Genomic DNA, 16241 nt, shown 5'->3' on the forward strand with positions numbered 1-16241 from the left:
TTATATTAATTGTTTTAAAGCGATTTCGAATGCTGTTTTTGATAGCTCTTTTTTTGCTGCAGATTGCTTATGGATGTTTACCATCGCATTGTAAATGATATTAGAGGCATCGGTGAAGATCGCATCATCACTCATCTCTACATTTCTCTGCATCAGGTAGGCAAAAACCCTTGCCATTCCACAATTAGAAATAAAGTCAGGGATTACTGCAACATGACGATCTGCATGCTCCATAATGCTGCCGAAGAAAATCTCTTTATCTGCGAACGGAACATTTGCACCACAGGCTATAACCTCCAGGCCTCCAGAAATCATCTGATCTACCTCGGCTTGCTGAACAAGACGTGAAGCCGCAGCAGGCACAAAAATTTCAGCTCCGATGTTCCAAATATCTTTGCTGGCTTGTTCAAATGGGATAAGATCATGAGAAACCAACGTATTTCCATCTCTTTTATTAAACAAGTCAATAATCTCTTCCAGGCTAAAACCGTCTTTTTTAATCAGTCCCCCCACACGGTCAATAATTCCAACAATTTTTACACCATTCTGCGCCAGATAATAACCTGCAGCGGCAGCAACATTACCCCAGCCCTGAATAATCGCCTTTTTTCCGGTAATTTCCCCACCCCAAATGTGATAAAAATGTCGGATAGATTGCGCCACACCATACCCGGTGATCATATCAGCAACTTTATATTTTCTTTTGATATCAGGAGTATAGTTCAAATCTTCCAGAACTTTAGATACACCATAACGCAATTGCCCGATCTGATGAATACGCTCATTTTCTCTGGCCTGATAATGTCCATTGATCACTCCTTCCTGAGGATGCCATAATCCATAATTTTCAGTAATAGGGATCACTTCATGGATTTCATCGATATTTAAGTCTCCGCCAGTCCCATAATAACTTTTCAATAAAGGCATTACAGCCTTATACCATCTGTCCAGAACTTCTTTTTTCCGTGGGTCTGCAGGATCGAAATTAATTCCTGATTTAGCTCCTCCAATCGGTGGGCCGGACACTGTAAATTTCACTTCCATCGTTTTGGCCAAAGATTCGACTTCCCTTTTATCAAGCCCTTTACGCATACGGGTCCCCCCGCCAGCAGCCCCTCCACGGAGAGAATTGATCACAACCCAGCCTTCAGCCTCAGATTCTTTATCTTTCCACTCAAAAACGATTTCGGGTCTCTTCTCTTCGAATTTTTTTAACAGGTCTTTCATTGAATATATGGTTTTTGTTCTTTCAGATCCCAAAGGTACTCAAGCCCGACTATATTTAACATCCACTCTGGCGACAAATTTTACCTGTTAACCTAAAAAAGCACAACAAAAAAACCTCCCCGATACGATCGGGAAGGCCATTATGTTTTTTCTAAAGAGATTAAACTCTTTTAGACTTGATACGAGCTGCTTTACCAGTTAATTCACGTAGGTAGAATAGTTTCGCTCTGCGAACTTTACCGTGGCTATTAACCTCTATTTTAGCGATATTAGGCGAATTGATAGGGAAGATACGTTCCACACCAACACCATTAGACATTTTACGAACAGTAAACGTTTCATTAGCACCTACACTATTACGTTGTAATACTACACCTTGGTAAATTTGAATACGTTCTTTATTACCTTCGCGAATTTTATAGTGAACACTCACTGTATCTCCTGATTTGAATGCAGGAAACTCATTTTTTGCGATTACCTGCTCTTCAACAAATTTTACTAAATCCATGATTTTAAGCTATTAAGCCGACTTTTTGTTGTTTAAAATCGGACTGCAATATTAGGAAAATTATTTTATAAATGAAAGCGTTTTTTGTTTTTTTCCACATTCTTTAATATTTCCACAATCAGAGCGCTGGGAAAGGCCTTTTTAGTGCGAAATTTATTTTATCTCCACATTTGGAACAATGCAATTTTGCCTTTTATTTTTGATTTTCTTCCTGACGGCAAGCCTCTTCCCTGATTAAAGTATCCAGACTTTTCATTTCTATAGGATAATTTGCAAGCTCTCCGTCCTTCATTCCAAAAACACCCTCCAGCAATCTCACCGTCGCATAAGGAATATCAGCTTTCCCATCAACCGGTAATTTGCGATAGTTATGAAAAGTATTAAAAGCAATTTTGAGGTGCCGGGGAATTACCCTGCTCGCTGCTTTATAGTTTTTCAGGTTCAATTTATTCATCTCTTCTTCAATCTTGTACTTCCTTGGTTCTTCCATAATTTTAAGCGGTTTTGCAATTTTCGTTTATAAATAGTCTTATATTGACAAATAATACAAATTGTTTCCTATAAAACAATATTAACAATGCAATTATATATATTAGCGTTGATTATACATAATAAATTTCCAATTAACGCATTTTATATACTTTCAGGAACATCGGCAAAAAGAAGAAAAACTGTTATTACGCGGTATGCTTCATGCTTCCAGCCTCGGAAACACCTCTGGTTTCGGGCTGAAACAAATCTTTTAACTTTTTAACAGGAGTAATATTATTAATGAGCTCGCCTGGCCCCATCTCAAACAGCTGCTCAAACATGACTACTTTTTCATAAGGAATATCTTGCGCGCTATTCCATAAAATATTTCGATAATTATGGAAAGTATTTAGTGAAACTCCCAAAATTTTGGGAATAATTTTAACGGCTTGCCGGTACTCCTTAACACTTAGCCTATTTAAATAATCATTGATCTTATACTTTTTAGGGTCTTCAGTCATAACCTTTTATGAAAAATATTATTAAATGTGTATGTTTATCAAAATTATGACAATTAATACATAATTTTTTAGAACTAATATACTGATTTTTTTAGCAAAACACCAATATAACCCTAATTTTTTATGAATCTAAAAGGCGTAGTTGACGAAATCCTTCTCGAAAAGAACAGACCTTTTAGTTGGCTTGTAAGTCAAATGGGTAAAACTTTTGACGGACTGAAGCTCAGTCTTACCAATGAATCAATAAAATACCGGGACATCAATAAGATGGCTAAGATTTTAGAAGTACCTCCTTCAACATTCTTTGAGGCTGAATCAAGAACCTACAAAACTTCAACCGGCACTAACTATACCGCAGAGTCTAAAAATGAATACAGCGATTTAAGAAATAGCCTGAAGAACTGCAAAGAGATGTCTGCAGCATTAAAAGAACTCATAAAGGATAAGGATAGAATTATTGCTTTACTTAGCAAAGACTAATCTTCCAGCAAATCAGGTCTGCGCTGTTGAGTCCGCAGTAAAGCCTGTTCATGACGCCACTCATTTATTTTTAGTTCATGACCACTCAATAGTACATCTGGAACTTTATGCCCGTTCCAATCAGCAGGCCGGGTGTATACAGGCGCATCCAAAAGCTCTCCTTGAAAACTGTCTGACAAAGCAGAGGTCTCATCATTTAATACCCCAGGAATCAACCGTACAATTGCATCAACAAGAACGGCCGCAGGAAGCTCTCCTCCGGACAAGACATAATCTCCGATGGATATCTCTCTTGTCACAAATAAATCTCTTATACGTTGATCTATGCCCTTGTAGTGACCACACAATATAATCACATTCCCTTTTCCCGACAATTCATTTGCAATCGTCTGGTTAAAGGTCACCCCATCCGGACTCATAAAAATCACTTCATCATATTCCCGCTCCGCCTGCAATGCTTCAATACATCTGGCAAAAGGAGGAATAGACATCACCATTCCGCTGCCTCCCCCGTAAGGATAATCATCCACACTCTTTTGCTTGTTGGTTGAATAATCCCTTAGGTTATGTACCATGATTTCTGCAATGCCTTTTTTTTGTGCACGCTGTAATATAGAATGGGCAAAAGGACTATCCAGTAAATCAGGTAAAACGGAAATGATGTCGAAACGCATGGGACAAAGATAAAATTAATTTTCAAGGTAAATATCAAGCAATCCATCAGGAAGATGCACCCTCAATATACTTTCTTCTTCATCAATCTCTACAATCATGTCCTCATTTAAAGGAAACATGATTTCTTTATCACGATAAGACAAAGTAGCCACAAATTGCTGTGGGTATTCATTAACTTCCAGAATCTCTCCCAGCTCTCCATGATTCTCATCCGAAACCAGGTACCCTTTCAAATCCTCATAATGAAACTCATCATTGGAACGATCCGGCATTTTTGTCAATGGCAGGTATATCTTTTTCCTTAATAAAGGCTGAGCTTTATCGATATGATCGATGTCGTCAAAATAAAAATTCCCTGTATTATTAGTATGCAACTTATAAGAAGAGACAAAATAAGGCACCATTTTCCCGTTGAAGTCAGCAAACACAACGTCGAGCTCCAACAACTCCGGTTCATCATATTCAAAGAATAACTGAACTTCTCCTTTTAATCCTTTTGTTTTGGTGATGTAACCAATATAAAATGCTTCTTCAATCTTCATAATCGTATCCCTTAATATCCCGGCCGTATAAAAATGGTTTGCTGTTAAATGAAAATAGCGAAGAATACATTCCCAGGAAAGATTCTTCGCTATTATTCAGAATAACAAAAATATTATGCTTGCTCTTCTTTGTTTTCTTCTGCTGCAGGAGCTTCTTCAGTTGCAGGAGTTTCCTCTGCCACTTCTTCAGCTGCTACTTCTTCTTCAACAACTTCTTCTGCTACAGGAGCATTTTTGATTGCCAAAGCCGCTGCACGATCTGCATTTTTCTTAGCTTCAGCAGCTAATGCAGCTTTTCTAACTTCGTCTTTAGACTTAGTCAAGTTGTCTTTTTTACCTTCGATCTGACCATCTTTAGCACTTAACCATTCTGCAAATTTAGCATCAGCCTGCTCTGCGGTTAAAGCACCTTTTTTAACACCACCTTCTAAGTGTTTTTTGTATAAAACACCTTTGTAAGAAAGGATAGCACGACAAGTATCCGTAGGTTCAGCACCTTTGTTAACCCAGTCTAATGTTTTTTCGAAATTGATTTCGATGGTTGCAGGATTGGTATTTGGGTTATAAGAACCTAAACGCTCAATAAATTTACCATCTCTTGGTGAACGGGAATCCGCTACCACTACGTGGAAAAAAGGTTTCCCTTTTTTACCGAATCTTTGCAATCTGATTTTAGTTGCCATTTCTTTTTATAGTTTATGTATTCAACATAGTTCCCGGAGCTTCATGCTTGCGGGGTTGCAAAAGTAAGTAAAATACTAATGATTAGCAAGATGCAATAATTTTAAATTCAATTAACATAACTCTTGCCTCAATTAAAGATATTTGGCTAAAACCGTTAACGTTATGAGAATAGCCATAGATATGGACGAAGTCCTTGCCGATCCTTTAAGCAAATTTATCAAACTGTATCACCGGGACTATGGAGTTCCTTTAGACCTCATCCCTGAACCAGGAAATGAAATTTATCACCATGTTCCGGAACATGCCAATCGTAAATGGTTTGATTACATTAACGAAAAAGGCTTTTTCAGGGACCTCCCTCTTATCGAAGGAAGTGTTGAAGCCGTTAAAAAATTACAACAGCATCATGACGTTTATATCGTTTCCGCAGCAACAGAATTCCGGAACTCCCTCGAAGATAAAATGGACTGGCTTGCCGATCATTTTCCTTTCATCACCTGGCAAAACATCATCTTTTGCGGAGATAAAATTGTAAACGTAGATGTCATGATAGACGACAGAGCAAAAAACTTTATTGGATTTAAGGGCCGGAAATTATTGTTCAGCTCCCCGCACAATCTGTTGCTTACGGATTATGAACGCGTAGACAACTGGCAGCAGGTCCTGGACAAATTAGTAGGTCCGGAATTGTAACATATATTGACCATCCGCATCAAATAATAAAAATATAACGACATGCTAATTACAACAACAAACTCTATAGAAGGTAAAAAAGTAGTAAAATACATCGGCCTTGTAAGCGGCGAAACCATAATTGGCGCCAATATTTTTAAAGATCTGTTTGCAGGCATCAGAGACATCGTTGGCGGAAGATCCGGCTCATACGAACAGGTACTAAGAGAAGGAAAAAATACAGCAATCAATGAAATGCAACAATACGCAGCCGCAATGGGTGCAAATGCAATCATTGGAGTTGATCTGGATTATGAAACCGTAGGAAGCGGAGGCAGTATGCTTATGGTGGCTGCGACAGGAACCGCTGTTATTATTGAATAAAAAAGTATTATTGAATAAAAAAGCCCTGTAAAAATCAGGGCTTTTTTTCTTACAATGACAGTATTTCAACCAGTTTTAGCCAGGCTGGTGTAATCTCTTTCGCATCAATATGTTTAATTGCATGATCAAAAGGTGTGAAAAGAATCTCCCTGTTCTTTTGTCCAACCATTACCCCCGACTGACCGGCGATTAAGCCCTCTACAGCAGTAACACCTAAACGGCTAGCCAATACCCGATCCATACAACTCGGTTTTCCTCCTCGCTGAATATGGCCTAATACAGACACCCGGATATCGTAATGAGGAAATTTCTCTTTCAAAACTTCTCCAACATTAAACGCGCCCCCAACTTCATCTCCTTCTGCTACAATAATAATTTTCGAAGATTTATCCTTACGGCCGGATTCAAGCCTTGTCACCAGTCCATCGACTCCCATATTTGCTTCAGGGATCATAATCGCCTCTGCTCCAACTCCAATTCCACTTCTCAAGGCAATCAGACCGGAATCGCGCCCCATTACCTCTACTATGAACAAACGATCGTGAGATTCAGCAGTATCTCTGATTTTATCAACCGCATTGATTACCGTATTTATCGCAGTATCGTATCCTATGGTAAAATCTGTACCCTCCAGGTCATTATCAATCGTTCCAGGCAATCCCACTACAGGAAAATCGAACTCAGTAGTCAGTAGATGAGCACCAGTAAAAGTACCATCACCACCAATTACAATCAGCGCATCAATTCCTTGCTTTACCAATTGACGATGTGCTTCTTCCCGTCCTTCTCTGGTACGGAATGCATCGCTTCTCGCCGTTTTTAAAATAGTACCCCCACGCTGAATAATATTAGCCACTGATTTACGGTCCATTTCAATAAAATCTCCATGAATCAGGCCTTCATATCCTCTCAATACGCCGGTAACTTTCAAATCATAATAGATTGCCGCTCTAACCACTGCCCTAATGGCAGCATTCATCCCCGGGGCGTCACCTCCGGAAGTTAATACTCCTATATTTTTAATCTTATTCATTTGGTTTTCCAGCATTTTTAAATTTATCTAAACCACTTTGTAAATATGCAGCGTACTCTTTAGCATCAAAAATTGCCCCTTGTGGCTTAACAAGCGGGTTCAGGTCATGTCCTCCCAGTACATAAAAGGGTTGAGAATTCGACACATATTTTGTTGCCTGAAAATCACCGTTCCATCTTCCCAGATCATCCGTAGTTGTTCTCAGAACCTCCGAATAGTGAACTTTTTCTTTAGGCATTTTTATATTCCGCTCATCTACATAAAGCTGGATCAGCACGTATTCCTCCTTAATTAATCGCCCAACTTCTTTATCAATCCAGACCTTGTCCTCCATTTTACGACAATTCACACAGGCATGCCCGGTAAAATCAATCAGTACGGGCTTGTTTACGCTTTTTGCATAAGCCAGACCTTCATCAAGATCGAAGAAAGAATTGAACCCTACCGGTGGTTTTAAGGTTTCACTATACTTTACCGTAGCAGGAAATCCTGAAGGAACTTTCGAAGAGGAAGCCCCATTTCCATTTAAAATAAAATCCTGAGTATTCATAGGTGGCGCAATTCCACTAAGGATATTTACTGGTGCTCCCCATAACCCCGGGATGAGATAAACCGCAAACGACAAAGAAAGAATAGCAAAAAATAGTCTTGGCACAGAAACATACGGGACATCACTATCATGAGAAAACTTAATTTTTCCCAAAATATAAATACCCATCAATATAAAAATAATGATCCACAATGCCAGGAAAATTTCCCTGTCAAACCATTCCCAGTGCCAAACCAGATCAGCAGCAGAAAGAAACTTTAATGCCAGCGCAAGCTCAAGGAATCCCAGACAAACTTTCACACTATTCAACCATCCGCCGGATTTAGGCATTGCGCTTAAAAAGCCCGGGAAGATTGCTGATAAAGTAAAAGGAAGAGCAAGAGCCAAAGCAAAGCCAAACATTCCTATTGCAGGCGCAAGAATTTCTCCTTTGGAACTTGCCTGTACCAACAATGTTCCAATAATCGGCCCCGTACAAGAGAAAGAAACCAAAGCCAGAGAAGCTGCCATAAAGAAAATTCCTCCAAGCCCCTTACTGTCGTCGGCTTTCTGATCTATTTTATTTACAAATGAGCTTGGCAAAGTAATTTCAAAAGCACCGAAAAAAGAAATAGCAAACACCACCAGTAAAATAAAGAAGAAGAAGTTAAACCATCCACTGGCACTGAGTTCATTTAATTTAGCCGAACCAAAAACCAGGGTGATCAACAACCCAAAAGCCACATAAATCACAATAATGGAAATGCCATAAATAAATGCCTGCCCAATTCCCTTCTGCCTGTTACCAGCTCTTTTGGTAAAATAGCTGACCGTTAATGGCACCATAGGAAAGATACAAGGCATCAGGAAAGCAATAAAACCGCCTAAAATGCCGGCAATAAATGTTTCCCAAAGTGTTTTATCTTTTTCTGAGGTCCCGGAAGGAGCAACAGATTCATGTTTTTCTACCGTCTTATCAATGGTCGTGGATTTTTTGACCGTATCTTTTACTATATTATTGGCAGCGCTATCCTGAGCAGAACCTACTTCTGTAAAAACCAGTTCTTCTTCAGTAGCTGTCGAATCTGGTTTTTGAACCGAAGCAAAGCTATGGGAGAAAAATGTTACTGAAAACAGCAACAAAAGTCCCAACATTAAAAGTCCTTTTTTCATTCTTGTGTGTTATTTTGTAGTGTGGCCTATCAGCCCTTTTTACGATAAGGGCGTGAAATTAGTTATTATTTTTTATTTAAGCCCTTGAATATCTGCCTTTGCTGGATATTTTTACGTTCACCCGATAAGTAGCTGAATTATTGCACATAAAAAAGAGCGGCAGGGATACCCTGTCGCTCTTTCCCAGACTAAATGCCTGTTTTTATTTTACAGGAATATTAAAGCTGACCTCATCAGGAGGTAAACATTGTTTATCGTTACATACCATAAATTCTACGGTTCCCTTAACAGTAGCAGTAGCCTTATTAAGTTTTACTTTTTGCTGAAATACAACCTGATTACCAAAATAACTTACGTTCATTTTAAAGTTCTCATCAAAGTAAGTTGTCGCCTTTGGCTCAGTAGTCTTGCCTACCGGACTATAATCCTTTGATGAAGCAAATGAAAAAACAGTTTTATTAGGTCCTCCCGGCTTCAAATTTTGAGAATAGATGTGCCAGCCTTCTTCCATATTCGCTTTCAGGTAAACTACAGCTTCTGTTTTACTTATTTTTTTTGCAGCATAAGACCAGGTCACAGGTTTCTCGATCTGAGCAGAAGCTCCGATCACTGTAAATAATACAAATGCTAGTATCAGACTGATTTTTTTCATGGTGTATTGTTTAAAAATTCTATTTCCTTAAAATTATAGTGTCTCAATTCTCCAGCCCTCAGGATCCCCAGTAAGCCAGATTCGGTAACTTCAGTGATTCTCCCTTCAATAACCTCGCCATTTTGGCGGTAGACCGCAGGTTCATTGAATTTATACAGTCCCCTGACATAATCGTCCTTCAATTGCGAATAGCCACCTGCCTTTAACTGAAGGTATTGTTTTTCAATGTGACTGCAAATTTCTGCTAATAGCTCAATTAAATTAACATCCTGTTGTAAAATTTCCTTTAGTGAAGTCGCACTTTTGAGCTTCCGGGAATCAAAATGAAGCTGGTTAACATTGATACCAATGCCAATAATAGTCGATTTATAGGTCGAACCGGACAGCATATTCTCTATCAGTACTCCACCCATCTTCTGATGCCCAAAGTAAATATCATTAGGCCATTTAATCCGGATCCCATCCTTCACAAACCGCTGCAAAGCATTTCGAATTCCTATGCTCACGGCCATGTTAAGCAGGAATTGCTTTCCTACAGGCAAAAAAGAAGGTTTCAGGTAAATGCTAAAAGTCAGGTTCAGTCCGGGTTCAGTATGCCATATATTGTCTTGCTGCCCTCTGCCTGCGAATTGTTTATCTGCCATAATAACAGTCCCTTCTGTTAATGGCTCGGAATTTGACACCAACACTTTTAAAAAGTTATTGGTAGAATCAACCTCTGATAATTTGATAAGATTTTGACCAACAAATAATGTTGAAAAAGTGTTATTTTGCAAGTGTTGATTGTATATTTGTTTATCAAAACTAAAACATTTTAATGGTAAAAAAGAAAATTGTAAACCTTTCTACATACCTCTCAGAGATAGCCGTTCATGGCATACAGGAAAAAAAAGGGAATGATATTGTGCGTTTAGACCTAAGAGAACTTAACAGTTCCGTTTCTGATTTCTTTATCATCTGTAATGCAGATTCGACCACACAGGTAAAGGCTATTGCCGACAGCGTAGAAGAGGAAATCTATAAAAGCACCCAAACAAATCCATGGAGAAAAGAAGGGCTCGACAGTGCAGAGTGGATCATCCTGGATTATTTCGATATTGTAGTTCACATATTTAAAACTGAAAAGCGAGACTTTTATGGAATTGAAGACTTATGGGGAGATGCCCAGTCTACAAGTTATAAAAGTGCCTAATCATTTACACAAAAACATTTTTGACTCAAGATGAAAGAGAACCCAAATACAAAACCTAAATTAATTAAGAGAATCCCGAATATTCCCAAAAAGCCTCAAAAAGGTTCAAAATTCAATATCTTTTGGGTTTATGCGGCAATTATTTTAGGTCTGATTTTATTGCAATTCCTATTTAGCGCAGATACCACTAAAGACGTTACTTACCGTACTTTCGAAACGCAGATGCTTTTACCTGGTGATGTTGAAAAACTAGTTGCCTATAAGCATGAAGATTTGGTGAAAGTAGAGGTCTATATTAAAAAAGACAGACTAAATACCGAGAAATATAAAAAGTACATCAGTAAAAACAATTTTGGTACGGCTAACGGACCTGCGGTATATTTCACCTCAGGCTCTATGGATGCTTTAGATACTCAGCTGAAGGAATCTCAGAAAAACCTGCCTCCGGATCAGCAGATTCTTGCAGAAAAAGAGACCAGACAAAGTACATTCAACTCCTGGTTCTTTACCGTAATCATTCCGGTATTGCTATTTATCGGATTCTGGATCTTCATTATGCGTCGCATGGGTGGTGGTGCCGGTGGTGGTGGTGGACAGATCTTCAATATTGGAAAATCTAAAGCAACACTATTTGATAAAGAAAGCCAGGTAAACGTAACATTTAATGATGTTGCCGGTCTGGAAGAAGCCAAGCAAGAGGTAATGGAAATTGTCGATTTCCTTAAAAACCCTAAAAAATATACCAACTTAGGAGGTAAAATTCCTAAAGGTGCATTATTGGTTGGTTCACCAGGAACAGGTAAAACCTTATTGGCCAAAGCGGTTGCCGGAGAAGCACAGGTTCCATTCTTCTCTCTGTCGGGTTCAGACTTTGTGGAGATGTTTGTAGGAGTTGGTGCATCACGTGTCCGTGATTTATTTAAACAGGCAAAAGATAAAGCCCCTTGTATTATTTTTATTGACGAGGTTGATGCCATCGGCCGGGCCAGAGGTAAAAACAGTATGATGGGTGGAAACGATGAGCGTGAAAATACACTCAACCAGTTATTAGTTGAAATGGATGGATTTGGTACAGATTCAGGAATTATCATTCTTGCTGCAACAAATCGGCCGGACGTTTTAGACTCTGCTTTACTTAGACCGGGCCGTTTTGACAGACAAATTTCCATTGACAAGCCAGATTTAGTTGGTCGCGAGCAGATCTTTAAAGTTCACCTGAAACCAATTAAAACGGATGAAGTGGTAGATGCAAAAAAATTATCTGCACAAACTCCGGGGTTTGCCGGTGCTGAAATTGCCAACGTGTGTAACGAGGCTGCTCTGATTGCTGCCAGACGCAATAAAGAATCAGTCGATATGCAGGATTTCCAGGATGCTATTGACCGTGTAATCGGTGGTTTAGAGAAAAAAAATAAAATCATCTCTCCGGAAGAGAAAAGAATAGTCGCTTATCATGAAGCCGGACATGCCATCGCAGGATGGTTCCTCGAGCATGCAGATCCATTGGTAAAAGTATCCATCGTACCTCGTGGCGTTGCTGCATTGGGATATGCACAATACCTACCTAAAGAACAGTTCCTGTATACCACAGAGCAATTGACAGATGGGATGTGTATGACCATGGGTGGTAGGGTCGCTGAAGACATTGTTTTTGGTAAAATCTCTACCGGTGCTCAAAATGACCTGGAACGGATTACCAAACTTTCTTATGCGATGGTGACCATTTATGGAATGAGCGATACCATTGGTAATGTCTCTTTCCACGATCCTCAGAATGAATATAACTTCAATAAGCCTTATTCAGAAAGAACGTCAGAATTGATCGATATTGAAGTTCGCAAACTGGTAGAAGAGGTTTATGCAAGAACAAAACAACTTTTAACCGATAAGAGAGAGGGCCTGGAAAAATTAGCTCAGAAGCTGTTGGAAAAAGAAATCTTATTCCAGGCTGATCTGGAAGAAATCTTAGGCAAACGTCCTTTTGATAACCGGACTACTTACGATGAGTTTGTAAATGGAACCGGCGATCAAAAACCTGCTGCTGAAGGGTTGTTACATAATGGTATTGGAGAAGCTACAGATATTGCTGCCCCAACCAGCCCTGCTCAAACAGAATCTTAAACCTTTTTTGATGAACAGTCAATTTCATCTATGGAGAATTGACTGTTCATCCTTTTTTTTATGCAAGAAAACAGATCTTCTAAAGAGTTAATGCTAAAAAAGATAAGGAAAGCCCTTTTAGAAAAGCGCGACAACCCTTATCCTAATCTGGAAGATACCCCTCTATATCCAAAGAATGATGAACTGCTCGAAATCCTGTTTGCGGAAGAGCTGACAGCTGTATCTGGTAACTTCATTTATTGTGAAAATGGAATTGAATTCATTGAGAATATTCTTCAGCTGGCAGAGAAATTCAACTGGAGAAAAATCTATTGCTGGGAACCTGAGTTACAACAGCTCCTGTCTGAATATGAATTTCCCTTTTATCAGACCGACAAAGATTTTGAACTCGCTGAAGTAGGAATCACCTCATGTGAAGCTTTGGTTGCTCGTAATGGTTCCATAATGGTCTCTAACGAAAATGCTGCAGGAAGAAGACTAAGTATATTCCCTCATCATCATATTGTTATTGCCAGACCAGGACAACTGGTGTTGGATTTAAAAGATGCTTTTAAGGTCATTAAAAACAAATATGGAGATCAGCTTCCCTCCATGATCAGTACAATCACCGGACCAAGCAGAACGGCTGATATTGAAAAAACATTAGTACTCGGTGCACACGGACCTAAAGAATTATTTGTATTTTTAATCGACGATTTTTCTTAATCGTTTCATTTTTCAATTAATTAATCCTAATTTTATACTGTACACCAAATCAGTATACGGTTCAAAATGGGCGAAAAAAGAAACTTAAATTCAGTTATTATAGGTACTGGAAGCTACATTCCAGAAAACATCATCTCAGGTGACGCCTTTTTGAATTCTACATTTTACGATAACGGCTTACCCCTTGAAAAAGATATTCATGAAATCATCAGTAAATTTACTGAGATTACAGAGATCAAAGAACGAAGGTATATTGATGACCATTTAAACAATAGTGACATTGCCGCAATTGCCGCGCAACGAGCGATTGATCATGCACAAATAGACAAGGAAAGTATCGACCATATCATCTTTTGCCATAATTTCGGAGATGTTAAGCCAGGTACAAACAGAACCGATATCCTCCCTTCTCTTGCCGCCAAGGTAAAACAAACCCTTAACATTGAAAACCCGGACTGTGTTGCCTACGATCTTATATTTGGTTGTCCGGGTTGGGTACAGGGAGCCATTCAGGCCAATTATCTTTTACAAAGCGGAGATGCATCAAGAGTCATGGTTATTGGCGCTGAAACCCTATCAAGGATCATCGATCCTCATGACAGAGATACCATGATTTTTTCTGATGGAGCAGCTGCAGTAATATTTGAAGCAACAGCCTCAGAAGATCACCTGGGAATTATTGCCCATAAAACCCAGACTTACGCTGTTAATTTCGGATCATTACTGACGATGGGAAGGAGCAATAATCCGGAAGAAACCAATGGTAACGCCTATTTAAAAATGAACGGCCGGAAACTGTATGAGTTTGCAGTAACAAACGTTCCTCAGGTTGTTAAAAAAGCAATAGATAAAGCTGAAATAGATATTAAAGACATTAAAATTGTTTTTATTCATCAGGCAAATGGCAAAATGGATCATGCCATCATGAAACGCCTTTTTAAATTATATCAGCTGGAATCCGTTCCTGAAAACCTGGTTCCGATGTCAATTTGCTGGCTTGGAAACAGTTCTGTCGCGACTGTGCCTACACTGTTAGATCTGGTTTGGAAGGGAAAAGTAAATGGATACCAGATTAATAAAGGCGATTATGCGGTCTTTGCTTCCGTAGGAGCAGGAATGCACATTAATGCGTTTATTTATCGTTTTTAATCCTACTAATTTTTAATTCAGAAGAATAACATCCAAATTTACCGGATACGACCTAATCCTGCCTTTGCCTGAGTTTCAATGCTGCTTTCATATTCATGATTTTTCATTTGAATCGCCGTATTGAAACTCGCTCTGGCCTTAATATAGTTTTTCTGTTTCTCATAAATCTTTCCCATTTGCAAAGCGGAATTGGCTGCAAAATAATACTTAAGCTGTTTTCCGGAACTGATTGCAAGCTGGTAATTACTCAAAGCAACTTCGTCTTTCCCCAATTCGTCATTTATACGGCCCAGGCGATAGTAATATTCTGCCCTGTTCCGGCCAGGGGTATAATCCCCTTCATTCCGGGCAGATAACACCTCAAGTCCTTTACTATAATAGCCTCCATCGAATAAAAGCCTGGCTTTTAACAACGATACGTCAGGCATTGGAGAATTGGCCTCATTTAAAGCCTGCTTATCCTTTTCCTGATAAGTATACCCTCCGCTTTTTACTTTAGCTGTAAACGCTGAATAAGCCCCCGTGTCGCCTTTTAACAATGCCGACCAGGCCAAGTGAAGGTTCGCGTCTTTAATGTAATTTACACCTTTATTATGCAGTAAAAATTTATTGAAATAAATAGCGGCAGATTGATCCAGCTTATTAAGCATTGCAGTGCCAAGCAAAAGGTCTAAATAAGGAAATGATTCGTAATAATTCCCAGATGGCCTGTTCAATAAAATTTGGATAGCCTCTGCATTGTGCCCGGTTTTCGCACAAACAGATGCCTGAAGATACGCTTTTAGCAAACTACGATCAGAAATACGTGCCGTGTATTTCATCGTTTTCTGATAGGCATCACGGCTGTGTGCAATATCATTTAGTACAAACACATAATAAAATATAACCTCTTCATAAAAGGGTTCATACGTTGATTTAGGAAGATTCTCTGCCAGGTTATCCAACATATTCATCCCGGTTTGCAGGTTACCCCGAATCCCAAATGTCGCCAGGGTACTTTTCAGCATTCCATCTGGCAAATTCCCCAGGAAGGCATTAATCACACCCAAACCTTTAGCATTCAGGTGAAATCCAGGAAATTTTTTAACGTTGTCCTGTAACAGGCCATTGGCCTTTTTTATCTCTCTGGCAGCTGTAAAATATTCCCCATAGCGTCCTCTGATCAATGCCCATTGCAAATTGATTTCTGCCTGGGCATACAAATAATAGGGAGATGTTTTGTCATCGCTTTCAATCTGGTCGAGACGCTTCGACTTATTCTCCTTCAATTTGTCAAAATCCGTTTTACTCTCTGTAGTCAGCAGATGAAAGTAATCAATATAATTTTCCAGTAAGGGGATAATCGCATTATTAGGGTTGATTTTCTTTTCGTTCGCAATCAAAGCCTTTGCGGTAGTCAGCTTTAACTCGAAAATGTTTTGATAAGCCCGCAGACAATTTGCATTAAAATCAAAATTAGCAAAAAGAGAAAATGGGCAAATCAAAAAAAGGGAAAAAAGTAGATATTTGGTGCAGGAAAAATT

Annotated in this window: 19 protein-coding genes; 7 read left to right on the forward strand and 12 right to left on the reverse strand. The window is 39.0% G+C overall.

The window, feature by feature from the left end; all coding sequences use genetic code 11:
* The 4 genes from BFS30_RS05065 to BFS30_RS05080 all read right to left on the reverse strand — a co-directional run bounded on the left by BFS30_RS05065 (window position 1) and on the right by BFS30_RS05080 (window position 2727).
* Window positions 1-1227 carry a Glu/Leu/Phe/Val dehydrogenase dimerization domain-containing protein gene (locus tag BFS30_RS05065; protein WP_069378276.1) on the reverse strand — a complete coding sequence of 409 codons (1227 nt, stop codon included), beginning with the start codon at window positions 1225-1227 and terminating at the stop codon, window positions 1-3.
* A 160-nt stretch (window positions 1228-1387) separates the two neighbouring features.
* Window positions 1388-1735: a 50S ribosomal protein L19 gene (gene rplS, locus BFS30_RS05070; protein WP_008241658.1), complete on the reverse strand. Its 348-nt coding sequence runs from the start codon at window positions 1733-1735 to the stop codon at window positions 1388-1390.
* Between the two features lie 193 nt (window positions 1736-1928).
* Complete coding sequence (locus tag BFS30_RS05075) at window positions 1929-2225, reverse strand: hypothetical protein (protein WP_083251966.1); 297 nt, start codon at window positions 2223-2225, stop codon at window positions 1929-1931.
* Between the two features lie 187 nt (window positions 2226-2412).
* Window positions 2413-2727: a hypothetical protein gene (locus tag BFS30_RS05080; protein WP_069378278.1), complete on the reverse strand. Its 315-nt coding sequence runs from the start codon at window positions 2725-2727 to the stop codon at window positions 2413-2415.
* A 123-nt stretch (window positions 2728-2850) separates the two neighbouring features.
* Here BFS30_RS05080 and BFS30_RS05085 point away from each other — a divergent pair, with 123 nt between their 5' ends.
* Window positions 2851-3207 carry a hypothetical protein gene (locus BFS30_RS05085; protein ID WP_069378279.1) on the forward strand — a complete coding sequence of 119 codons (357 nt, stop codon included), beginning with the start codon at window positions 2851-2853 and terminating at the stop codon, window positions 3205-3207.
* On the opposite strand, the gene trmD is transcribed toward BFS30_RS05085, so the two are convergent.
* The 3 genes from trmD to BFS30_RS05100 all read right to left on the reverse strand — a co-directional run bounded on the left by trmD (window position 3204) and on the right by BFS30_RS05100 (window position 5107).
* Window positions 3204-3881, reverse strand: coding sequence for a tRNA (guanosine(37)-N1)-methyltransferase TrmD (gene trmD, locus BFS30_RS05090; protein WP_069378280.1), 678 nt, complete (start codon window positions 3879-3881; stop codon window positions 3204-3206). The genes BFS30_RS05085 and trmD overlap by 4 nt on opposite strands.
* A 15-nt stretch (window positions 3882-3896) precedes the next feature.
* A complete protein-coding gene (rimM, locus tag BFS30_RS05095; RefSeq protein WP_069378281.1) occupies window positions 3897-4424 on the reverse strand; it encodes a ribosome maturation factor RimM in 528 nt (175 codons plus the stop codon).
* Between the two features lie 113 nt (window positions 4425-4537).
* Window positions 4538-5107, reverse strand: coding sequence for a 30S ribosomal protein S16 (locus tag BFS30_RS05100; RefSeq protein ID WP_069378282.1), 570 nt, complete (start codon window positions 5105-5107; stop codon window positions 4538-4540).
* 163 nt (window positions 5108-5270) lie between these two features.
* On the opposite strand from BFS30_RS05100, the gene BFS30_RS05105 reads away from it, so the two are divergent.
* Together BFS30_RS05105 and BFS30_RS05110 are read left to right on the forward strand one after the other, a co-directional pair.
* Window positions 5271-5801: a 5' nucleotidase, NT5C type gene (locus BFS30_RS05105; protein ID WP_069378283.1), complete on the forward strand. Its 531-nt coding sequence runs from the start codon at window positions 5271-5273 to the stop codon at window positions 5799-5801.
* A gap of 42 nt (window positions 5802-5843) precedes the next feature.
* Window positions 5844-6164: a YbjQ family protein gene (locus BFS30_RS05110; RefSeq protein WP_069378284.1), complete on the forward strand. Its 321-nt coding sequence runs from the start codon at window positions 5844-5846 to the stop codon at window positions 6162-6164.
* Window positions 6165-6213: 49 nt separating this feature from the next.
* Here BFS30_RS05110 and pfkA read toward each other — a convergent pair whose 3' ends face one another.
* The 4 genes from pfkA to BFS30_RS05130 form a co-directional block, all read right to left on the reverse strand.
* Window positions 6214-7197, reverse strand: coding sequence for a 6-phosphofructokinase (gene pfkA, locus BFS30_RS05115; RefSeq protein WP_069382305.1), 984 nt, complete (start codon window positions 7195-7197; stop codon window positions 6214-6216).
* Complete coding sequence (locus BFS30_RS05120) at window positions 7190-8899, reverse strand: protein-disulfide reductase DsbD family protein (protein WP_069378285.1); 1710 nt, start codon at window positions 8897-8899, stop codon at window positions 7190-7192. Before BFS30_RS05120 ends, pfkA begins: the two co-directional genes overlap by 8 nt.
* Before the next feature lie 202 nt (window positions 8900-9101).
* On the reverse strand, window positions 9102-9551 hold the full coding sequence (locus BFS30_RS05125; protein WP_069378286.1) for a protein-disulfide reductase DsbD N-terminal domain-containing protein: 450 nt from the start codon (window positions 9549-9551) through the stop codon (window positions 9102-9104).
* Window positions 9548-10327 carry a biotin--[acetyl-CoA-carboxylase] ligase gene (locus BFS30_RS05130; RefSeq protein ID WP_069378287.1) on the reverse strand — a complete coding sequence of 260 codons (780 nt, stop codon included), beginning with the start codon at window positions 10325-10327 and terminating at the stop codon, window positions 9548-9550. Before BFS30_RS05130 ends, BFS30_RS05125 begins: the two co-directional genes overlap by 4 nt.
* Window positions 10328-10368: 41 nt before the next feature.
* Between BFS30_RS05130 and rsfS the strand changes: the two genes are divergently transcribed.
* The 4 genes from rsfS (at window position 10369) to BFS30_RS05150 (ending at window position 14718) form a co-directional block, all read left to right on the forward strand.
* On the forward strand, window positions 10369-10743 hold the full coding sequence (rsfS, locus tag BFS30_RS05135) for a ribosome silencing factor (protein ID WP_069378288.1): 375 nt from the start codon (window positions 10369-10371) through the stop codon (window positions 10741-10743).
* 30 nt (window positions 10744-10773) lie between these two features.
* Window positions 10774-12864, forward strand: a complete 2091-nt coding sequence (ftsH, locus tag BFS30_RS05140; RefSeq protein WP_069378289.1) for an ATP-dependent zinc metalloprotease FtsH — start codon at window positions 10774-10776, stop codon at window positions 12862-12864.
* 60 nt (window positions 12865-12924) lie between these two features.
* Window positions 12925-13569 carry a LutC/YkgG family protein gene (locus tag BFS30_RS05145; protein WP_069378290.1) on the forward strand — a complete coding sequence of 215 codons (645 nt, stop codon included), beginning with the start codon at window positions 12925-12927 and terminating at the stop codon, window positions 13567-13569.
* Window positions 13570-13635: 66 nt separating this feature from the next.
* A complete protein-coding gene (locus tag BFS30_RS05150; protein WP_069378291.1) occupies window positions 13636-14718 on the forward strand; it encodes a 3-oxoacyl-ACP synthase III family protein in 1083 nt (360 codons plus the stop codon).
* A 38-nt stretch (window positions 14719-14756) separates the two neighbouring features.
* On the opposite strand, the gene BFS30_RS05155 is transcribed toward BFS30_RS05150, so the two are convergent.
* On the reverse strand, window positions 14757-16202 hold the full coding sequence (locus BFS30_RS05155) for a tetratricopeptide repeat protein (RefSeq protein ID WP_237028713.1): 1446 nt from the start codon (window positions 16200-16202) through the stop codon (window positions 14757-14759).
* Window positions 16203-16241: the final 39 nt, after the last annotated feature.

Origin of the sequence: Pedobacter steynii (assembly GCF_001721645.1) — a bacterium.
Classification (GTDB): Bacteria; Bacteroidota; Bacteroidia; order Sphingobacteriales; family Sphingobacteriaceae; genus Pedobacter; species Pedobacter steynii_A.

What these genes read in the sequence shown, in the direction of transcription:
- BFS30_RS05150 (WP_069378291.1), top strand. Translation starts at nt 13,636, where the DNA reads ATGGGCGAAAAAAGAAACTTAAATTCAGTTATTATAGGTACTGGAAGC.
- ftsH (WP_069378289.1), top strand. Translation starts at nt 10,774, where the DNA reads ATGAAAGAGAACCCAAATACAAAACCTAAATTAATTAAGAGAATCCCG.
- BFS30_RS05105 (WP_069378283.1), top strand. Translation starts at nt 5,271, where the DNA reads ATGAGAATAGCCATAGATATGGACGAAGTCCTTGCCGATCCTTTAAGC.
- BFS30_RS05125 (WP_069378286.1), bottom strand. Translation starts at nt 9,551, where the DNA reads ATGAAAAAAATCAGTCTGATACTAGCATTTGTATTATTTACAGTGATC.
- BFS30_RS05075 (WP_083251966.1), bottom strand. Translation starts at nt 2,225, where the DNA reads ATGGAAGAACCAAGGAAGTACAAGATTGAAGAAGAGATGAATAAATTG.
- BFS30_RS05110 (WP_069378284.1), top strand. Translation starts at nt 5,844, where the DNA reads ATGCTAATTACAACAACAAACTCTATAGAAGGTAAAAAAGTAGTAAAA.
- BFS30_RS05080 (WP_069378278.1), bottom strand. Translation starts at nt 2,727, where the DNA reads ATGACTGAAGACCCTAAAAAGTATAAGATCAATGATTATTTAAATAGG.
- BFS30_RS05100 (WP_069378282.1), bottom strand. Translation starts at nt 5,107, where the DNA reads ATGGCAACTAAAATCAGATTGCAAAGATTCGGTAAAAAAGGGAAACCT.
- BFS30_RS05120 (WP_069378285.1), bottom strand. Translation starts at nt 8,899, where the DNA reads ATGAAAAAAGGACTTTTAATGTTGGGACTTTTGTTGCTGTTTTCAGTA.
- BFS30_RS05065 (WP_069378276.1), bottom strand. Translation starts at nt 1,227, where the DNA reads ATGAAAGACCTGTTAAAAAAATTCGAAGAGAAGAGACCCGAAATCGTT.
- pfkA (WP_069382305.1), bottom strand. Translation starts at nt 7,197, where the DNA reads ATGAATAAGATTAAAAATATAGGAGTATTAACTTCCGGAGGTGACGCC.
- BFS30_RS05145 (WP_069378290.1), top strand. Translation starts at nt 12,925, where the DNA reads ATGCAAGAAAACAGATCTTCTAAAGAGTTAATGCTAAAAAAGATAAGG.
- rplS (WP_008241658.1), bottom strand. Translation starts at nt 1,735, where the DNA reads ATGGATTTAGTAAAATTTGTTGAAGAGCAGGTAATCGCAAAAAATGAG.
- rsfS (WP_069378288.1), top strand. Translation starts at nt 10,369, where the DNA reads ATGGTAAAAAAGAAAATTGTAAACCTTTCTACATACCTCTCAGAGATA.
- rimM (WP_069378281.1), bottom strand. Translation starts at nt 4,424, where the DNA reads ATGAAGATTGAAGAAGCATTTTATATTGGTTACATCACCAAAACAAAA.
- BFS30_RS05085 (WP_069378279.1), top strand. Translation starts at nt 2,851, where the DNA reads ATGAATCTAAAAGGCGTAGTTGACGAAATCCTTCTCGAAAAGAACAGA.
- trmD (WP_069378280.1), bottom strand. Translation starts at nt 3,881, where the DNA reads ATGCGTTTCGACATCATTTCCGTTTTACCTGATTTACTGGATAGTCCT.